A 16089-nucleotide genomic window follows, 5' to 3' on the forward strand; every position below is an offset into this window, starting at 1 on the left:
GTATACCAAATGATTGTTGCCAACTTGTGAACCGTCTCGCTCTATCGGCAGACCGCCTCGATACGCGACGGCCAAGTCCGCAAGGCGCTCCCGTATGATACAATAGGAATGATTCTATAATTTATCTACTCTGCGGGAGGCTCGCGACGAGCATGGCTAGCGATCAATCCTATACGACCGAAGAAATCGCCCAACTGCTGAAAATATCCAAGCTGACCGTGTACGACCTGATCAAGAAAGGCAAGCTGCCCGCCTACCGGGTCGGCAAGCAGATGCGGATCGACGCCGCGGATCTGGACGCCTACAAAAGGCAGGCCAAAGGAATATCCCCCGCCGCCCCGTCTCCGCAGGAATCCGCGGACTCCCGACCGGACCTCGGCCGGGCCTCCGGCGTTCGTCCTCTCGTCATTACGGGACAGGACATGAGTCTCGATATTTTGTCGAAGCACCTGGAGAGCAAGGCGAACGGATTTCGGCCGCTGCGCTCCTTCGCCGGTTCCCTGGACAGCTTGATCTCGATGTACCGCGGCGAATCCGATCTCGTCAGCACCCACCTGCTCGACGGGGATACCGGCGAATACAATCTGCCGTACATCCGCAAAATTTTGGTCGGCTCCTCTTACGTCGTCGTCAACCTGCTCGTCCGGCAAGCCGGATTTTACGTGCGCGAGGGCAACCCCCTCGGCCTGAAGGGCTGGAAGGATCTCGGCAGGCCCGGCCTGCGCCTCGTCAACCGCGAGGTCGGCTCGGGCGCGAGAGTGCTGCTGGACGAGCAGCTTCGGATGCACCGCATCGCCCCATCCTCCCTTCAAGGATACGAGGCGGTCGAATCCAACCATCTGGCCGTTGCCGGCAAAGTCGGACGCGGAGAGGCCGACGTCGGCGTCGGCATCGAGAAAGCGGCCGCGATCGTCGGCGGCGTCGGCTTCGTGCCGCTGATCCGCGAACGTTACGACCTCGTCATGCGGAAATCGCCCGACAATGCCCGCTGGATCGAAGCGGTCATGGATATCCTGAAATCGGAAGCTTATTTGAACGAGCTGCGAGCGATCCAGGGCTACGACCTGTCCCAGACGGGCCGCATTTTGCTGGAAACCTGATCCCGGGGACGACAAAAAAAGCGCAAGGCACCCCGTAAAAGGGGCCTTGCGCTTTTTGGCGCTCCGCTTCGTTCGCGGATCAGATTGTAAATTTCCGGACCAGGTCCTGCAAATCTTTGGCGATGTCCGACAGCGTCTGCGACGAGCGGGTCATCTCCTCGTTCGAGGCCAGCTGCTCCTCCGTCGTTGCCGCCACCTGCTGCGACATTCCCGCCGTCTGTCTGGCGATATGGCCCATGTTGGCGATGGAAGCCGCGACCTCCTCCGAGCTGGCGGCGAGCTGCTCCGCCGCGGCCGCCGCTTCCTGAACGCGCGTGGACACTTCGCCCGTAGAGGAGACGATTTCCCGGAACGCCTGCTCGGCCTGCCCCGTCGCGAGCACCCCGTCCTGCACTTCCTGCAGGCTCAGCCTCATCGCTTCCGCGGCGTCGAGCGTGTCCTTCTGAATCGTCTCGATCAGCTCGATGATGCCTTTGGAGGACTCGTCGCTCTGCGAGGCCAGCTTGCGCACCTCTCCGGCGACGACGGCAAAGCCTTTGCCGTGCTCGCCCGCTCTGGCGGCTTCGATCCCCGCATTCAGCGCCAGCAGATTCGTGCGATAGGCGATATCCCCGATCAATCCGGAAATCTCGCCGATCTGCGCCGATTGCTCCTCGAGCTTCACAATCGTCTGGCTGGCTTGCTCGACGGTCTCGGACAGACGCTGCATGCGGCTGGACACTTCGATCATCTTCGCCGAGCCGTCGTTCGCCTGCCGGGCGGTGTGCTGCGACAGCTCCGACACTTCGCCCGTCGTCTCCGCGATCCGCTGAACGCCCTCCGACATCTCGTCCATTACGCGCCCGCATTCCGCAGCCGTGTTTGCCTGATCTTCCGAGCCGGAGGCGACCTGATTAATCGAATCCGACACATGTCTGGCCGCTTCCGAGTTTTGCTCCGAGCTGGCATACAGCTGCGAGGACGCGGCGGCTACCGACGTGGAAGCTTCCTGCATCTGCTGGACGGACTGCCTGAGCGCAAGCAGCGTCTTGTTGACGGACTCCATCATGACGCCGAACTCGTCCTTGCGATCGATTCGCAGCAGGTCGACCCGCAGATCGCCCGCGGACATCCGGTCCATAACCGCCGTCGTCGCCCGCAGTGGCCGGGTCAGATTTACGATAAGCCCCCAGGCCAGCGCGCCGACGACGATCAAAATGCCGATACCCAGGAAAAACAGAACGCTTGAAGTATCGCTGTAGACCGCGTTGACCTCTTCCTTGCTCGCCTCCGCGCCCGCATGATTATAGTCGATCAGCCCGTCGACCGCGGCTCTCAGCTGGACGAACGCTTCGCTGACCTCGATCGACGCCGCGGCCAGCTCGTCTTTTGTCGCGCCGGGCGCGGCCGTCTTGGCCGTCCCGTTCTGGAACTTCGTCCACGCCTCTACCAGCTGCCCGTATTGCGCTTCGTCCTCCTCGCCGACGAGCCGGGTGCCGTAGCTCCGAATGCCTTCGTCAATCGCCGCCACGAGCCGGTCCGACGTTTCGCTTAGCTGCGCTTGCTGCTGCTTGTCCTGGGTGAGCTGCGCTTGATAATAGTTGCCCAGGAACCGTTCGATATCCCCGTCGATCTGCATGATTTTATCAATACCGAACAACCAGACGCCCGTCACTTCGCTCGTCACGTCGCTCACCTTTTTAATCTGCGACAGCCCTGTCAATCCCAATGCGAATACGAACGCCAATACGATGGCGAACGAACTTAACAGCTTTGCTCTGACCGATCTCATCCACTTCCTCCTGTTCTCCTATGTACGCGAAAAAAATAGGCTTTGCCTATTTTTATCATAGAAGGAAGAATCCCAAAACACCATTGGAAATCTTGCTTGAATTGTCAATCCATGGGCGCAATCGACAATTATATTTCTCCGACGGTTACGACGAAGCCCGCGGTGATCACCCGGCCTTCATGCTGGAACTGCCCCCATATTTTATAGACGCCGCCGCGCGGAAAAGAAGTCGAGAACTCCGCCGTCGGACCCGTCCCCTTCTCGTCCGTCGGATGCACGTGAAGATACCGCTCGGCGTCCGCGGACAGAATAACGACATGGCCGGCGGCTCCCAGATACGGCTCCAGATCGTCAACTCCCTCCTTCGTCTTGTCGTCCCGGATCGTAAAGACAAGCTTCGTGTCCTCCCCCGCCTTGGGCTCGCCAAGCGCAAGCTCGACCTCTATGCCGTCCACGGCGCGAACAAGGCGCTTGTCCGCCTTGAGTTCGGTATGCGCCGCTTCCTTCCCTTCGACCGTCAGCCACTCGCCAATCGTCTCGTTCGAGCCGCCCTCCGGAACGAAGTCCGCGAATACCTTGTACGAGCCGCCCTCCGGAAAAGTCGTGGCGACCGCAAACTCCCCGTTGCCCCGGTACTCGGGATGGAGATGGTTGAAATAAGCCAAACGATGGTCCACGACGATCAGATGCAGCAGCTTCTCGTGGTTCTCTTCATACCGTTCCACCGGATTGCCCTGCCGATCCGTAATGCGGATCACAAGCTCGCTCTTCTCGTTCGCGGCCGCATGGCCGGCGGCGAACGAGAACGAAGCTTCAAGTCCGCTCGTTCCCGTCGTGTGTCCCCCGTCATGCCCTTCGTGTCCGGAAGCGTGCCGGGTCTCGCCCGATTTGCCGCAGGCGGCGAGCAATGCCAGGGCCAGCAGCCCCGGCAGCAGCAGCCTGCTTCTCTTGTTCGTTCCCAAGTCCAAATCCTCCGTTTCCGCGTCGTATCGCTCTCGGTTAGCCGCGTTTAAGGTTTACGCGCTGCAGGCGAAGCGCGTTCAGCACGACCGACACCGAACTGAGCGCCATCGCCGCTCCCGCGACCCAAGGGGCGAGCAGGCCGATCGCCGCGATCGGAATGCCGAGCGTATTGTAGCCGAGCGCCCAGAACAGATTTTGCCGAATGTTGCCCATCGTCTTCCGGCTCATATAGATCGCGTCCGGAATGCTGGCCAGGTCGCCGCGCATCAGCGTGACGTCGGCGGCTTCCATCGCCACGTCCGTCCCCGTGCCGATCGCCATCCCGATATCCGCCGTCGCCAGCGCCGGAGCGTCGTTAATGCCGTCGCCGACCATCGCGACTTTCCGGCCGTCCGTTTGCAGCTTGCGCACTTCCTCCGCTTTCCCTTCGGGAAGCACCTCGGCCAACACGCGGTCGATGCCGACCTGGGCCGCGATCGCCCTGGCCGTCCGCTCGTTGTCGCCGGTCATCATAATGACCTGAATGCCCATATCCTTCAGCCTGCGCACGGCCTCGGCCGACGTTTCCTTGATCGTGTCGGCTACCGCGACCATGCCTGCGTAGCGACCGTCGACCGCCACAAGCATCGCCGTCTTGCCGGCCTCCTCCAGCCGGGCCATCGCCTCGTACGCTCCGCTTGCGTCAACGTTATAACGCTCCATCAACCTTCGCGTACCGACGAGCAGCCGCTTGCCCTGCGCTTCGGCCTGAATGCCGTAGCCGGGAATCGCCTCGAACGTTTCCGCCGCGGCGAGACGGATGTCCTTCCGCTCGATGCCGGCGACGATCGCTTCGGCAAGCGGGTGCTCGGACTGCAGCTCCGCCGCTCCGACGAGACGAAGAAATTCCGTCTCGTCGCCTTCCGCGATGACGTCGGTCAGCTCCGGCTTGCCCTTGGTTACCGTGCCGGTCTTATCCAGCACAATCGTATCGACTTTGTGCGTCTGCTCCAGATGCTCGCCGCCCTTGAACAGGATGCCCAGCTCCGCGGCGCGGCCCGAGCCCGCCATAATCGACGTCGGCGTGGCGAGGCCGAGCGCGCAAGGACAGGCGATGACCAGAATCGCGATCGCCTTCTCCAGCGCTTCGGCGAAGTCGCCGGGCGCGGCGAGGAAATACCAGACCAGGAAGGCGGCAACGGCGATGCCGACGACGATCGGCACGAAGATGCCCGAGATGACGTCCGCCACCCGCTGAATCGGCGCCTTGGAGCCCTGGGCTTCCTCGACGACCTTGATAATCTGGGCGAGCGCCGTGTCTTTGCCGACCTTGGTCGCCTTCACGCGCAGCGCCCCGTTCTTGTTGATCGTGGCGCCGATGACGGCGTCGCCCGCCCGCTTCTCGACCGGCAGGCTCTCCCCGGTCAGCATCGACTCGTCTACGGACGATGCGCCTTCCAGCACCTCTCCGTCGACCGGGATTTTGTCGCCCGGACGGACAAGAACGACGTCTCCCGCAAGCACCTCTTCGACCGGAAGCGTCAGCTCCTGTCCGTCCCGTACGACAAGCGCCGTTTTGGCCTGCAGGCCCATTAGCGACTTGATCGCCTCCGACGTGCGGCCTTTGGCCCGGGCTTCGAGCAGCTTGCCCATAATGACCAGGGTGATCAGCACGGCGCTCGTCTCGTAGTACAGCGCCGGACCGTGATGCGGCATGCCGCCCGCGGCATACCAATCGATCGTCAGGTACAAACTGTAGAAGAACGCGGCCGACGTGCCGAGCGCCACCAGCACGTCCATATTCGCGCTGCCGTTGCGCAGCGCTTTGTACGCTCCGACGTAAAACTGTCTGCCGACATAAAACTGAACCGGAGCGGCCAGCAGCAGCTGGAACCAGGGTTCCATGAACAGCTCGGGCAAGTAGATCCAGGAGGTGAACGAGAAATGGGCGACCATGCTCCACAGCAGGGGCAGCGAGAGGACGGCCGACAGGATCAGCTTGTCGCGCTGCTTGCGCGTTTCCTTCGCCCGTCTGGCCTCCCCGTTCCCGTCGTCTTGGCGAACGAGCGCCCGATAGCCAAGCTGCTTCACCTTGCTCTGCAGATCGCCGACCGATACGCTGCCGGGATTGTATTCGACGCGGGCGGATTCGAGCGCGAAGTTGACGGAGACGTCCGTCACGCCGGGCAGCTTGGCCAGCCCTTTCTCGATCCGGTTGGCGCAGGCCGCGCAGGTCATGCCTTCCAGCTTCAGCTGGGCGACCTCCCTGACGGTATCGTAGCCCAGCTTGCGGATCGTCTCCTCCATGCGGCCGACGCCGATTTTCGCCGGATCGTACGTGACGCTCGCCTGCTCCAGCGCGAAATTGACGTTGGCGGCGGAGACGCCCTCCAGCTTGCCGAGTCCCTTCTCGATCCGATTGGCGCAGGCGGCGCAGGTCATGCCGGTAATCTGCAAAGCCGTTTGCCTCGTATCGCTTGTCGCGGTCGTTTCCACTGTCGCTCACTCCTTAGTTGCGCAGAGCCGGTTAGGCCTTTACGTCGTAGCCTTGATCTTCGATCGCCGCTTTGATTTTTTCGATCGTCGTGCTGTTCTCGTTATAGGCGACTTCCACCGAACCGCTCTGCAAGTCGACTTTGCCTTCGGCTCCGATCTCCTTCAAAGCCCCTTCGACCGAGCTTACGCAGTGCTGGCAGCTCATGCCTTCGACTTTTAACGTTGCTTTTGCCATCCTGTCCTCAACCTTTCGGAATGGAATGAATTTCGTTTTGCAAACTTAGTATACCCCTCTACCCTATATTTAGTCAACCCGTCACGAACAAAAAAGAGCAGCGCCGCCGCTGCCCGATCCGGTTCACTTCATCATTTTGTTCATTGTGGTCATCAATTCATGGATGACGTCCATGTCGCCTTCTTGAATGCGTTCGACGACGCAGCTTTTCATATGATTTTCGAACAGCAGCTTTCCGACTCCGTTTAACGCCGATTGGATGGAAGCGATTTGGTTCAGCACGTCGTCGCAGTACGTATCCTTCTCGATCAGTCCCTTCACTCCGCGCACCTGGCCTTCGATCCGGTTCAGGCGGCTGATCAGACCGTTCTTGACCTTGTCGGAGTGATGGCTCTTGCGAACCGTGCCTTCGTCGGAACAACATTGCGCGTCGTGCTCCATGCCGTTCTCCAGCTCTTCCGTTGACGCGTTCATGCGGATCGCCCCCTTCCTCTTTGTTTAATATACTCCCATCCCCTATAAAAGTAAACGCCGCTCCGCTATCCGTCGTCCCCCGGATCGAACACCGCTCCCGCGAACAGAATGCAGCCGGTGTCCCGATCCACGATCGCGGCGATAAACGGGCGGTCGACCGTCAGTTGGAACGGCTGATCGGGAGGCGCGGCTCCGGCCAGCATCTCCAGCGCCGTCGCGGCCGCCGCCTCGGTGCCTTCTTCGTCGACGCTAAGCGCCGTTCGATGCGTCACGCGGCTGATGAACAGGTTCGGGGGCTCCGGCGCCATGGCGGAAAAGTCCGAACGGCTCGGCTCGAACGCCAGCTTGATTCCCGAGTCGCGAAGCGCGGCTTCCAGATCGGCGTCGTACTCCAGCCGCAGCTTGGGCATCTCGATCCGCCCCTGCCGCGCTTCGTATTCCTCGGTCAGCCGCTGGGGATCGGCCGCCAGCTTGGCCGACAGCTCGGACACGGGAACGCCCTTGTCCGGCAGCACAATCGCCATATACGCCGCCTCGCGTTTGCCGTAAGGGAGTCTGACCGCCTCGTATCCGTCCTTCTTCGCGTATTGAAAATATCCGCCGCTGCTCATCATCTGCACCGGAACCGTCTCCGAATCGGAAACATGGAAGCTCCCGTCCGCCGTCGCCTTGGCATTAAACGGCTTCGTCCAGGCGCCGTTAAAATAAACCGCGTTCAGAACGTACAGCGCCGCCTCCGCCTCCACGCTCGGGAGCATCCGCTTGATTCGGCCGCCGGTCGCGTCTTCGGTCCACTCGTTAATCGCCTGGAGCGTCTGCGGGTCGGCGAAGTTCACGCGCCGGACCGTCGCTCCGAAATCGTCGCGGCTTCTGTCGACGAACGCCTCCAGGAACGGTTTGCCTTCCTTAAGCCACAAGGAGCTGGCGACGTTGATCTCGACTCCGTCTCCCCCCGAATGGCTCAGCAGATCGACGAGCACCCGGTAGCCCGCCCCGATCTCGTCGCTCGACTTCCCGTCCAGCCCGAGCGCGGCGCGCATCTCCTCGCCGGTTCCGCCCGCCGCTCCCGTCGCCGCGAGCGCAAGCGCCGCCGACAGGCTTAACGGCGACAGCATGACGTTTTCGCCCGGATGCTCGGCCATCAGCTTCTCCGCAAGCGTCATTCCGAAGCCGTTGGAAGCCTGCACGAGACTCGGATCGACATCGTTGACCGTATACGCGCTCTTCTCCGGTTCGCGAGGATCGTCCATCTTCTCCGTCCCCCCTTGCTTCCCGCAGCCCGGGAAAATCAGAAGCGCCGCCAAACCCAAGCCGATTGCCTTTTTCCGCATCGCCCATCCCCCCGTTTCTTTACTCATCCGGACGTTCCATGGCGGGAAGAAGTTGCAGTCGGCTCAAATTCGGGGCACCGCCGCATGGAAAGAGCCGTCCCCGATCATCCTCCGATGCTCCGCGGGACAGCCCTGCCCATGCAAACCGATCTATTCATGAAAAGCGTTCTTCGCCGCAACGACGAATTGTTCGAAGAACGCGTCGTCCTCTTCCAATCTTTCGTCCACCGCCTGGATTTCTTCCTCGCTGCCCGAGCGGTCGCTGAAATTCAGCGCATAGCTCCAATTGTTCCTGCCGTTGTTGCTCTGGATCGTCACCTCGTAGGCCTGTTTGTGGTTCTCGATCTCGAAACGAATGAGGCCGACGTACCCGCTCTCCTCGTCTCGCGTCATTTTCGCGCTCAGAATGATTGCCTTCATGCTGTCACCCCCTTCGCCATCAAGATACGTTTCGTATCAATAATTCTCTTATCGAGTAGTTGCCAAACTGAAAAAACGCTGAAAATTTCCCTTTAACCGCTCATTTTTCGCCGATATCCGCGAAAACGTTTCCTCTTCCTCTTGACACGATACATTTTGTATCATAAATTAGGTTTAGGTCCATCTATTCCGATCAAGGAGCTAATGACGAATGACTATGGGAGACAGATTGCGGGAGCTGCGGCTGCGCCGCAAAATCTCGCAAGAAGAAGTGGCGCGCCATATCGGCATTACCCGCTCCGCATACAGCCATTACGAGATCAACAACAGACAGCCGGTTTATGAAACTTTGATCAAGCTGGCCGCCTTCTTCGACGTTTCGCTCGATTATATCATCGGCGGCACGCAACCGAAACCCCAGCTGCCTCCCTCCGGATCGCCGGAAACGGGAGAAATGATGGCGTTGTTCCGGCGAATGAGCCCGGAGCAGCGCAAGCATTCCGTTTCCTTGATCTCGGATTTCATCGGCAGGCAGCAGCGCGAAGACGGCAGCGGCTAAGCGCGGGCGGGCAGCGTGATGAGGAATACGCAGCCTCCGCTCTCCGAGTTGCGCACCACGATTCGTCCGCCGTGCAGCTCCACGATTTCCTTCGCGATCGCAAGTCCCAGTCCGCTGCCCTCCGGGCCGGAAGTCCGGGACTTGTCTTTCCTATAATAACGTTCGAAAATATGGGCTACGTCCGCGGGTTCGATCCCGGGTCCGCTGTCGGCCACCCGAATCTCGACCCCGCCCCGCTCCGGCAGCGCCCGCAGCGACAGCGCGATCTCCCCTCCCTCGGGGGTGTAGCGAATCGCGTTGTACAGCAGGTTGGCGAACACCCGGTCCATCTGCCGGATATCGGCCGCCACGACCGCATCTCCGCCGGATCCGACGTCCAGCTCGCAGCGAAAGACGATGCCTTTGCTCTGCATTTCCAGACTGTACTGCTCCGATATCCTTTGTTTCCAGTACGACAGCGGAATATTCTCGAGCGACAGCTCCAGCTTCCTCGCTTCCAGGATGGACAGATCGAACAGATCCTGAATAAGGAAGTTCAGCCCCTCGACCTTGCCCAGCATCGACCGGATCGCCTGATCGCGCTGGTCGGGCTCGGATATCACATCGTCTCTGAGCGCCTCCAAATAGCCTCGCAGCAGCGTGATCGGCGTCCGCAAATCATGGGAAATGCTGCTGATCAGTTGCGCTCTCGATTGCTCCAGCCGCTCCAGCTCGGTCTTCGCTTCCTCCAGCGTAACGTTGGAGCGCCGCAGCTCCTCCGTTCGCTCTTCGATTCGCTCCTCCAGCGAGCTGTTCCATTCCAGCAGCTGCGAAGACATCCGCTCCGCCCTTTCGTAGGTCAACGAGAAACGAAGCGAAATAATGAACGAATTCATAACGATCAGGAACAGCAGGCCGAACGGCAGCAGATCGATCGAGCGCGACCAGCCGTTGTAGAACAGAATGTCGTTCACGATCGTAACGATCAGTCCCGCGACGCCGATCAGCGCGAGCACGGCCCCTTCCCGCTTCCGGTGCGCCGATACGAACAGGCCGACCAGGACGCGGGCGCTGAACAGCAGAACGTAGACCTGGTTGACGATCAGCGCCGACGTAAACACCGAAGGCGGCGTGACGACCGCGACGAGAACGAGCAAGGCGCCGCAGACGGTCGCGGCTTTATACCAAATCCGCTTGATCTCCAGCGGGTACATGCTGCGAAAGTAGGCGAAGCCCGCCCACGCGGCCGTGACGAACGCCACGTACTCCAGCCGGATGGCCGACGCCCAGCTCATGCCGTGCAGCCAGCGCACGATAAAGCCTTCCCCGATCAGGCCGGTCCTCGCGGCGACGCACAGGCAGAGCAGCGCAAACATCGCGTTGGCGGTTTCCTTGCGCCGCAAGATGTACAGTCCGAGATGGTAAAACCCGATCATGAGCAAGCAGCCCATAATGAGCAGCTCCTGCGCGGCATGCCTGAGCTGCAACCGCTGGATCTGCTCGGACGTGCCCATCACAATCGACGTGCGAACCCCTCCGTGACGATGATCGTAGTTGGCGATGATCAGCTTAAGCTCCGTCCGCTCGCCGTCGGTGCTGAAATGAACGGTCGCGGGAGCCTGATAAGGAATCGTCCGCTTCGCGTCCATATCCGGATGCCCGCGCGATTGCGCCAATCGATCGCCAATATAGAACTCGTAAGCGGTCGAGATGTTCGGCAGCCGAATCGCCATCATTTCGGTTTGCGGCCGATGCAGAATCGTCAGCCGGTAGACGCCGTAGCCGCTGCCGTCCAGCGGTTGTCCGTCGCCGGGCTCCGCCGCTCCCCAGGTTCCGGGCATGTCGATCGTCGTATCCCGGAATACCGGATTTTCGCCGCCGCGCTCCAGCCACCGGAAGCTCCATTCTCCGTCCAGCGGAACGGTTCCTTCCTCGTCCCACGGCCATTCCGTCAAATCGATAACTCCGTTCACGGCGTCGGGGGCGGGCTTATCGCCCTGGAACGCCGGCGCGCAGCCGCTTAAGCCGCTTAATGCGGCAAGCAGCAGCACAACGAACGCCAACCCCTTCGCGCATGTATGCCATCGCCCTGTCGGCTTTCCCGCTTTTCGCGACGCCAAGTTGTCCTCTCCTCCAATACTCGAAGCTTGTCCGGTGCAAAATAGGTTTCGAACGTCATTGTAACGGCGCATTGATTCCTCGTCAACGCTTTCGTTATAATAGAGAGATTGGAGTGCTGCTCCCCCATCGGTTCCCTTTCATGAAAAAAACGACCTTCCGTACGGAGGATTGCGATGACCAGCTACGAAGCTACCATTCTCGTCGTGGACGACGAGCAGGAAATTACAGAGTTGATTGCCCTCTATTTGCAAAAAGCGGGCTACGAAGTCTATGCGGCCGACAACGGAGCGCATGCCCTGCGCATGGCAGAGACGCTTCAGCCCGACCTGATCCTGCTCGACGTCTCCCTTGGCCGAATGGACGGCATAGAGGTCTGCCAGGCGCTGCGGCAGGGCGTGTGCGCCGATGTGCCGATCCTCTTCCTCAGCTGCAAGTCGGAAGACGGGGACATCGTCCGCGCGCTGTCCGAAGGCGGCGACGACTACATTACGAAGCCGTTCAGCCCGAGCCAGCTCGTCGCGAGAATCCAGGCACATATTCGCAGGCGCAGGACAAGGGAGAGAGGCTCGGAGGAGCCGGCTTCCTCGCTCAGCTTTCCGGGGCTGGACATCGATTTTCACAGCATGGAAGTCCGCCTGAACGGCGAGCCGATCTCGTTATCGGTCAAGGAATTCGAGCTGCTGAGCGTCATGGCCCGATCCCCGAAACGGGTCTTCCCGCTGGAGGAGTTGTACCGCAGAGTGTGGCAGACGGACAGCATGGGCGATACGCGAACGCTGATGGTGCACGTCAGCAATTTGCGGAAGAAGCTGGAGAGCGATCCCTCTCGCCCCCGCTGGATCCAGACCGTACGAGGCTTCGGCTACCGGTTCTGTCCGGCGGAGAATTGCGAGGAGCAAACCTCATAACTTAATCAGACGACAAAAGGAAGATCAGAACAATGATGCGATTGGCCCAAGATTGGCAAGATTACGAACTGCTCGACACCGGCAACGGGGAGAAGCTCGAGCGCTGGGGGGACGTCGTTCTGCGGCGTCCGGACCCGCAAATCATCTGGCCGCTGCAGGCGGAGAACGCAATGTGGAAGCAGGCGGACGGCCATTATCACCGGAGCAGCAGCGGCGGCGGCCAGTGGACGTACAAGCGGCAGCTGCCCGAGCGCTGGAGCGTCGCTTACGGCCCGCTTAAATTCCATATCAAGCCGACCAACTTCAAGCATACCGGCCTGTTCCCCGAGCAAGCCGTCAACTGGAGCTGGATGATGGACAAAATCCGCGAAGCGAACCGGCCGATCCGCGTCTTGAACCTGTTCGCGTATACGGGCGGAGCGACGGTGGCGGCCGCCTCGGCCGGAGCGGACGTCTGCCATGTGGACGCCGCCAAAGGCATGGTGCAGTGGGCGAAGGAGAACGCCGAGCTGTCCGGTCTGAGCTCCGCTCCGATCCGCTACATAACGGACGACGTGTTCAAGTTCGTGCAGCGGGAGCAGAGAAGGGAACGCCAGTACGAGGCGATCATTATGGACCCTCCTTCCTACGGCCGGGGACCGAACGGCGAAACCTGGAAGCTGGAGGACAATTTGTTTCCGTTCCTGGAAACCTGCATGTCCATTCTCTCGGACAAGCCGCTGTTCGTGCTCGTCAATTCATATACGACCGGGTTCTCCCCCACCGTGCTCGGCAACCTGCTTCAGCTCAGCTTTCAGCGCAAATTCGGCGGCTCGCTGGATTGCGGCGAAGTCGGTCTCCCGATTACGCGCAGCGGCATGACGCTGCCTTGCGGCATTTACGGCAGATGGCAGAGCGGGAGTTGATAAGCCAATTGCGACAAGAGATAAAAGCAACGCCTTTAGGCAAAACGTACGTTTCCCTGCTGGGAATCAGTCTGTTGACGCTCGCGCTGACTGCCTGCGCGAGCGATTTTTCGCGCGCTCTCCCGAGCCCCTCCGCTCCGATCGCGTCCGCGACGTCCTCTCCGCCGGACCCTGCCGGGTCCAATGGGACCGAGTCGAACTCGCCCGGATCGAACCCCGAAGAGACGAATGTGCCCGGATCAGAGCCGGAAGAATCGAACTCACAGGGATCGAGCGGCCCGTTCCCTGCCGAGCCCGAAACGACGGAAGCGACGCTGCTGGCAGTCGGGGATATTATGGTGCATACGCCGCAGCTCCCCGCTTATTACGACAAGGCGAGCGACAGCTACGACTTCACGCCGTGGTTCTCGCAGGTGAAGCCGATTCTGACGCGCGGAGACTGGGTCGTCGGCAATCTCGAAACCCCGATTGCGGGCAAGGACTTGAAGTTTACCGGGTACCCCCGCTTTAACGCGCCGAACGAGTTGGCGACGGCGATCCGGGACGCCGGCATTCAGCTTGTCTCGACCGCCAACAACCATTCGCTCGACAGAGGCGTGCCGGGCGTTGCGAGAACGCTGGCGACCGTGCGCAAGGCGGGACTTGTCCCGTTCGGGACATCCGAGAGCAAAGCGGATCGCAACCGGACGGTAATCGAGGAGAGAAACGGCATCCGCATGGGGTTCCTCTCCTACACGTACGGAACGAACGGCATCCCGATTCCCGCGGGCAAAGAGTATGCCGTGAATTTGATCGACCGCGGCGTCATCAAGCGCGATATCGCGAAGCTGCGGCAATCCGGAGTCGACGCGGTGACCGTCTGCATGCACTTCGGGGTCGAGTACCAGCGCATGCCGAACTCCGACCAGACCGACTTGGCGCGGGAGCTCGTCGGGGCGGGCGCCGACTTGATTCTCGGCTCGCACCCTCACGTCGTGCAGCCTTACCAGGAAATTGCCGTTACCGCGGACAAGAGCTTCGACGGCACCCCGCGCAGGGGCATCGTTATCTACTCGCTCGGGAACTTCATCTCCAACCAGACGGGCGACTGGAAAGACGTTGGCGTCATCTTCGGCGTGCGCCTGACGAAAACCGTCCACCCGGACGGAACAAGCCAGCTCGAATGGGACAACATTACGACCGAACCGACCTGGGTCCACATCGTCTGGAAAAACAAACAGCGGCATTATACAGTCATTCCCCTGCCGACCGAACTGAAGCGTCGCAGCTTTGCCGAACTAACGGCCAAAGATTACGAGAAAATGCAGAAAACGCAAACCAGCATACACAAGCACCTCCGCAAGCTCATCGCGAGCTGACGACAGGAAGCCCGCCCTGCCGCTCTATGACGCCGTTGTTGGCCGCTGTTGGACTTTGTTAGACTTTGTTGGACGTTGTTGGAGAAGGCTTGCGACTGCTGCCGGGAGATGGGGTAAGTGGGAGGACGGGGTCCGATAACCGAAACTTTAGAACATCGGCCCGGTTTTCGGCGTTCTGACGAGGGCGATAACCGAAACTTTAGAACATCGGACCCATTTTCGGCGTTCTGGCGAGGGCGATAACCGAAACTTTAGAACATCGTGCCCATTTTCGGCGTTCTGGCGAGTGTGATAACCGAAACTTTAGAACATCGGACCCATTTTCGGCGTTTTGACGAGTGCGATAACCAAAACTTTAGAACATCGTGCCCAGAATATCGACAGTAACCTTCGTCCAGCTGTCCTGCTACCACACTGCCAATAAAAAAACGCAAGCCACAGGGCGCTCCATGCCCATGAGCTTGCGTTTTTTACGTGCCAATACCGATCTACGCCTTACACGACCGATTCGGCCGCAGATTCGGCCGCTCCGGATGCGCCGGCCAGTTCCGACGATTCGTTACTTCCGCCAATCTGCCCCGAAGCTCCGCTACTTCCACTCGTCTGCTTCGACGATTCACCGCTTCCGTTTGCCTGCTCCGAAGACTCGGCAGACTCGCCGCCTCCGCCTGCCTCCGGATTTCGCTCGGTTGTCCGCGCTTCCCGCGTCCCCGATACTTTGCCGAACAGGTAGACCAGCAGCTGACGATTATGGCTGGAGATTCGATCCAGCGACTCGTTGACGATCGCGGCGCGAACGGTGATCCCCCGCTCGACTTCGGAGCGGCCGAGCTCCGTCATCGTTACCCATACGATTCTGCGGTCCGCCTCGTCCCGGTTCCGCTCCACCAAGCCGGCCCGCTCCATGCGATCCAGCAGCGTCGTGATCGCCGCAGGAGTCGTCTCCAGATGAGGAAGCAGATCCGACGGCTTCATCGGCTCGTGCGCTTGCAACAGCTCCAACACTTCCAATTGGCCCGCCGTCAGCTGAGGGGCCAGCTCCGTCTCCATCCGCGCGTTCCAATCCTTCGTGAGCTTCGTCCAGCTTTTCACAAATTCCGCCGCATTGTCCATAGGTACGCTCCTTCCCTCCCGAACATTGCCTTCTCCTTTATTATACTCACCGTCTATGTCGAATGATAGTTTAATGCAATTAAATATTTACGACATCAATCCGCAGGAACAAGAACAGGACGACAAGCAACGACATATACTGGTTAAGAAAAATGGGTAAAAGCGGAGAAACGGCTAACAAGGAGGCGCTGCCCATGTCCTCTAACGAAGCGAAAATTAAAATGATCGGCCAAATGGCCCAGAATGCCGGACTAATAGAAGACCCACAGTGGCTCGAACGGCTCAATGAGCCGGTGCCTCTGTGGGTCGTGTTGGACCTTCTATTGCGCTGGATAGACCGTACCGAGCCGAACGGCGGAGGTCCTTACGACTAACGC

Annotated in this window: 15 protein-coding genes; 6 read left to right on the forward strand and 9 right to left on the reverse strand. The window is 60.2% G+C overall.

Annotated features, from left to right (window positions below; genetic code table 11):
* Window positions 1-152 precede the first annotated feature (152 nt).
* Window positions 153-1100 carry a substrate-binding domain-containing protein gene (locus ACFFT4_RS09380; protein WP_378047032.1) on the forward strand — a complete coding sequence of 316 codons (948 nt, stop codon included), beginning with the start codon at window positions 153-155 and terminating at the stop codon, window positions 1098-1100.
* A gap of 79 nt (window positions 1101-1179) precedes the next feature.
* Here the strand turns inward: ACFFT4_RS09380 and ACFFT4_RS09385 are convergent, their stop codons facing one another.
* From ACFFT4_RS09385 to ACFFT4_RS09415, 7 genes are all read right to left on the reverse strand, one after another.
* Window positions 1180-2871: a methyl-accepting chemotaxis protein gene (locus tag ACFFT4_RS09385; protein WP_378047034.1), complete on the reverse strand. Its 1692-nt coding sequence runs from the start codon at window positions 2869-2871 to the stop codon at window positions 1180-1182.
* A gap of 128 nt (window positions 2872-2999) precedes the next feature.
* A complete protein-coding gene (locus ACFFT4_RS09390; RefSeq protein WP_378047036.1) occupies window positions 3000-3833 on the reverse strand; it encodes a DUF8832 domain-containing protein in 834 nt (277 codons plus the stop codon).
* A gap of 37 nt (window positions 3834-3870) precedes the next feature.
* Entirely contained in the window at window positions 3871-6309 is a 2439-nt protein-coding gene (locus ACFFT4_RS09395; protein ID WP_378047037.1) for a heavy metal translocating P-type ATPase, read from the reverse strand.
* 31 nt (window positions 6310-6340) lie between these two features.
* Window positions 6341-6544, reverse strand: a complete 204-nt coding sequence (locus ACFFT4_RS09400; RefSeq protein ID WP_378047038.1) for a cation transporter — start codon at window positions 6542-6544, stop codon at window positions 6341-6343.
* 123 nt (window positions 6545-6667) lie between these two features.
* A complete protein-coding gene (locus ACFFT4_RS09405) occupies window positions 6668-6985 on the reverse strand; it encodes a metal-sensitive transcriptional regulator (protein WP_378047184.1) in 318 nt (105 codons plus the stop codon).
* A 98-nt stretch (window positions 6986-7083) separates the two neighbouring features.
* On the reverse strand, window positions 7084-8349 hold the full coding sequence (locus tag ACFFT4_RS09410) for a serpin family protein (protein ID WP_378047040.1): 1266 nt from the start codon (window positions 8347-8349) through the stop codon (window positions 7084-7086).
* 150 nt (window positions 8350-8499) lie between these two features.
* Window positions 8500-8769, reverse strand: coding sequence for a hypothetical protein (locus ACFFT4_RS09415; protein WP_378047042.1), 270 nt, complete (start codon window positions 8767-8769; stop codon window positions 8500-8502).
* A 211-nt stretch (window positions 8770-8980) separates the two neighbouring features.
* On the opposite strand from ACFFT4_RS09415, the gene ACFFT4_RS09420 reads away from it, so the two are divergent.
* Window positions 8981-9328: a helix-turn-helix domain-containing protein gene (locus tag ACFFT4_RS09420; RefSeq protein ID WP_378047044.1), complete on the forward strand. Its 348-nt coding sequence runs from the start codon at window positions 8981-8983 to the stop codon at window positions 9326-9328.
* Here ACFFT4_RS09420 and ACFFT4_RS09425 read toward each other — a convergent pair.
* Window positions 9325-11427, reverse strand: a complete 2103-nt coding sequence (locus ACFFT4_RS09425) for a sensor histidine kinase (protein WP_378047046.1) — start codon at window positions 11425-11427, stop codon at window positions 9325-9327. The two genes, ACFFT4_RS09420 and ACFFT4_RS09425, sit on opposite strands and share 4 nt — an antisense overlap.
* 174 nt (window positions 11428-11601) lie before the next feature.
* On the opposite strand from ACFFT4_RS09425, the gene ACFFT4_RS09430 reads away from it, so the two are divergent.
* The 3 genes from ACFFT4_RS09430 to ACFFT4_RS09440 are packed head-to-tail and all read left to right on the forward strand — an operon-like array spanning window position 11602 to window position 14599.
* Window positions 11602-12336 carry a response regulator transcription factor gene (locus tag ACFFT4_RS09430; protein ID WP_378047047.1) on the forward strand — a complete coding sequence of 245 codons (735 nt, stop codon included), beginning with the start codon at window positions 11602-11604 and terminating at the stop codon, window positions 12334-12336.
* A 35-nt stretch (window positions 12337-12371) separates the two neighbouring features.
* Window positions 12372-13241, forward strand: coding sequence for a class I SAM-dependent methyltransferase (locus ACFFT4_RS09435; protein ID WP_378047186.1), 870 nt, complete (start codon window positions 12372-12374; stop codon window positions 13239-13241).
* An 8-nt stretch (window positions 13242-13249) separates the two neighbouring features.
* On the forward strand, window positions 13250-14599 hold the full coding sequence (locus tag ACFFT4_RS09440; protein WP_378047049.1) for a CapA family protein: 1350 nt from the start codon (window positions 13250-13252) through the stop codon (window positions 14597-14599).
* Window positions 14600-15094: 495 nt separating this feature from the next.
* On the opposite strand, the gene ACFFT4_RS09445 is transcribed toward ACFFT4_RS09440, so the two are convergent.
* A complete protein-coding gene (locus tag ACFFT4_RS09445) occupies window positions 15095-15712 on the reverse strand; it encodes a MarR family winged helix-turn-helix transcriptional regulator (protein ID WP_378047051.1) in 618 nt (205 codons plus the stop codon).
* Window positions 15713-15906: 194 nt separating this feature from the next.
* Between ACFFT4_RS09445 and ACFFT4_RS09450 the strand changes: the two genes are divergently transcribed.
* The gene (locus ACFFT4_RS09450) at window positions 15907-16086 is read left to right on the forward strand and encodes a hypothetical protein (protein ID WP_378047053.1); all 180 of its coding nucleotides are present in this window, start codon (window positions 15907-15909) and stop codon (window positions 16084-16086) included.
* Window positions 16087-16089 lie beyond the last annotated feature (3 nt).

Source organism: Cohnella cellulosilytica (genome assembly GCF_042431195.1).
Taxonomy (GTDB): Bacteria; Bacillota; Bacilli; order Paenibacillales; family Paenibacillaceae; genus Cohnella; species Cohnella cellulosilytica.

Coding starts and splice junctions, on each gene's coding strand:
- ACFFT4_RS09445 (WP_378047051.1), bottom strand. CDS start 15,712: ATGGACAATGCGGCGGAATTTGTGAAAAGCTGGACGAAGCTCACGAAG.
- ACFFT4_RS09400 (WP_378047038.1), bottom strand. CDS start 6,544: ATGGCAAAAGCAACGTTAAAAGTCGAAGGCATGAGCTGCCAGCACTGC.
- ACFFT4_RS09430 (WP_378047047.1), top strand. CDS start 11,602: ATGACCAGCTACGAAGCTACCATTCTCGTCGTGGACGACGAGCAGGAA.
- ACFFT4_RS09410 (WP_378047040.1), bottom strand. CDS start 8,349: ATGCGGAAAAAGGCAATCGGCTTGGGTTTGGCGGCGCTTCTGATTTTC.
- ACFFT4_RS09415 (WP_378047042.1), bottom strand. CDS start 8,769: ATGAAGGCAATCATTCTGAGCGCGAAAATGACGCGAGACGAGGAGAGC.
- ACFFT4_RS09385 (WP_378047034.1), bottom strand. CDS start 2,871: ATGAGATCGGTCAGAGCAAAGCTGTTAAGTTCGTTCGCCATCGTATTG.
- ACFFT4_RS09435 (WP_378047186.1), top strand. CDS start 12,372: ATGCGATTGGCCCAAGATTGGCAAGATTACGAACTGCTCGACACCGGC.
- ACFFT4_RS09420 (WP_378047044.1), top strand. CDS start 8,981: ATGACTATGGGAGACAGATTGCGGGAGCTGCGGCTGCGCCGCAAAATC.
- ACFFT4_RS09380 (WP_378047032.1), top strand. CDS start 153: ATGGCTAGCGATCAATCCTATACGACCGAAGAAATCGCCCAACTGCTG.
- ACFFT4_RS09405 (WP_378047184.1), bottom strand. CDS start 6,985: ATGGAGCACGACGCGCAATGTTGTTCCGACGAAGGCACGGTTCGCAAG.
- ACFFT4_RS09450 (WP_378047053.1), top strand. CDS start 15,907: ATGTCCTCTAACGAAGCGAAAATTAAAATGATCGGCCAAATGGCCCAG.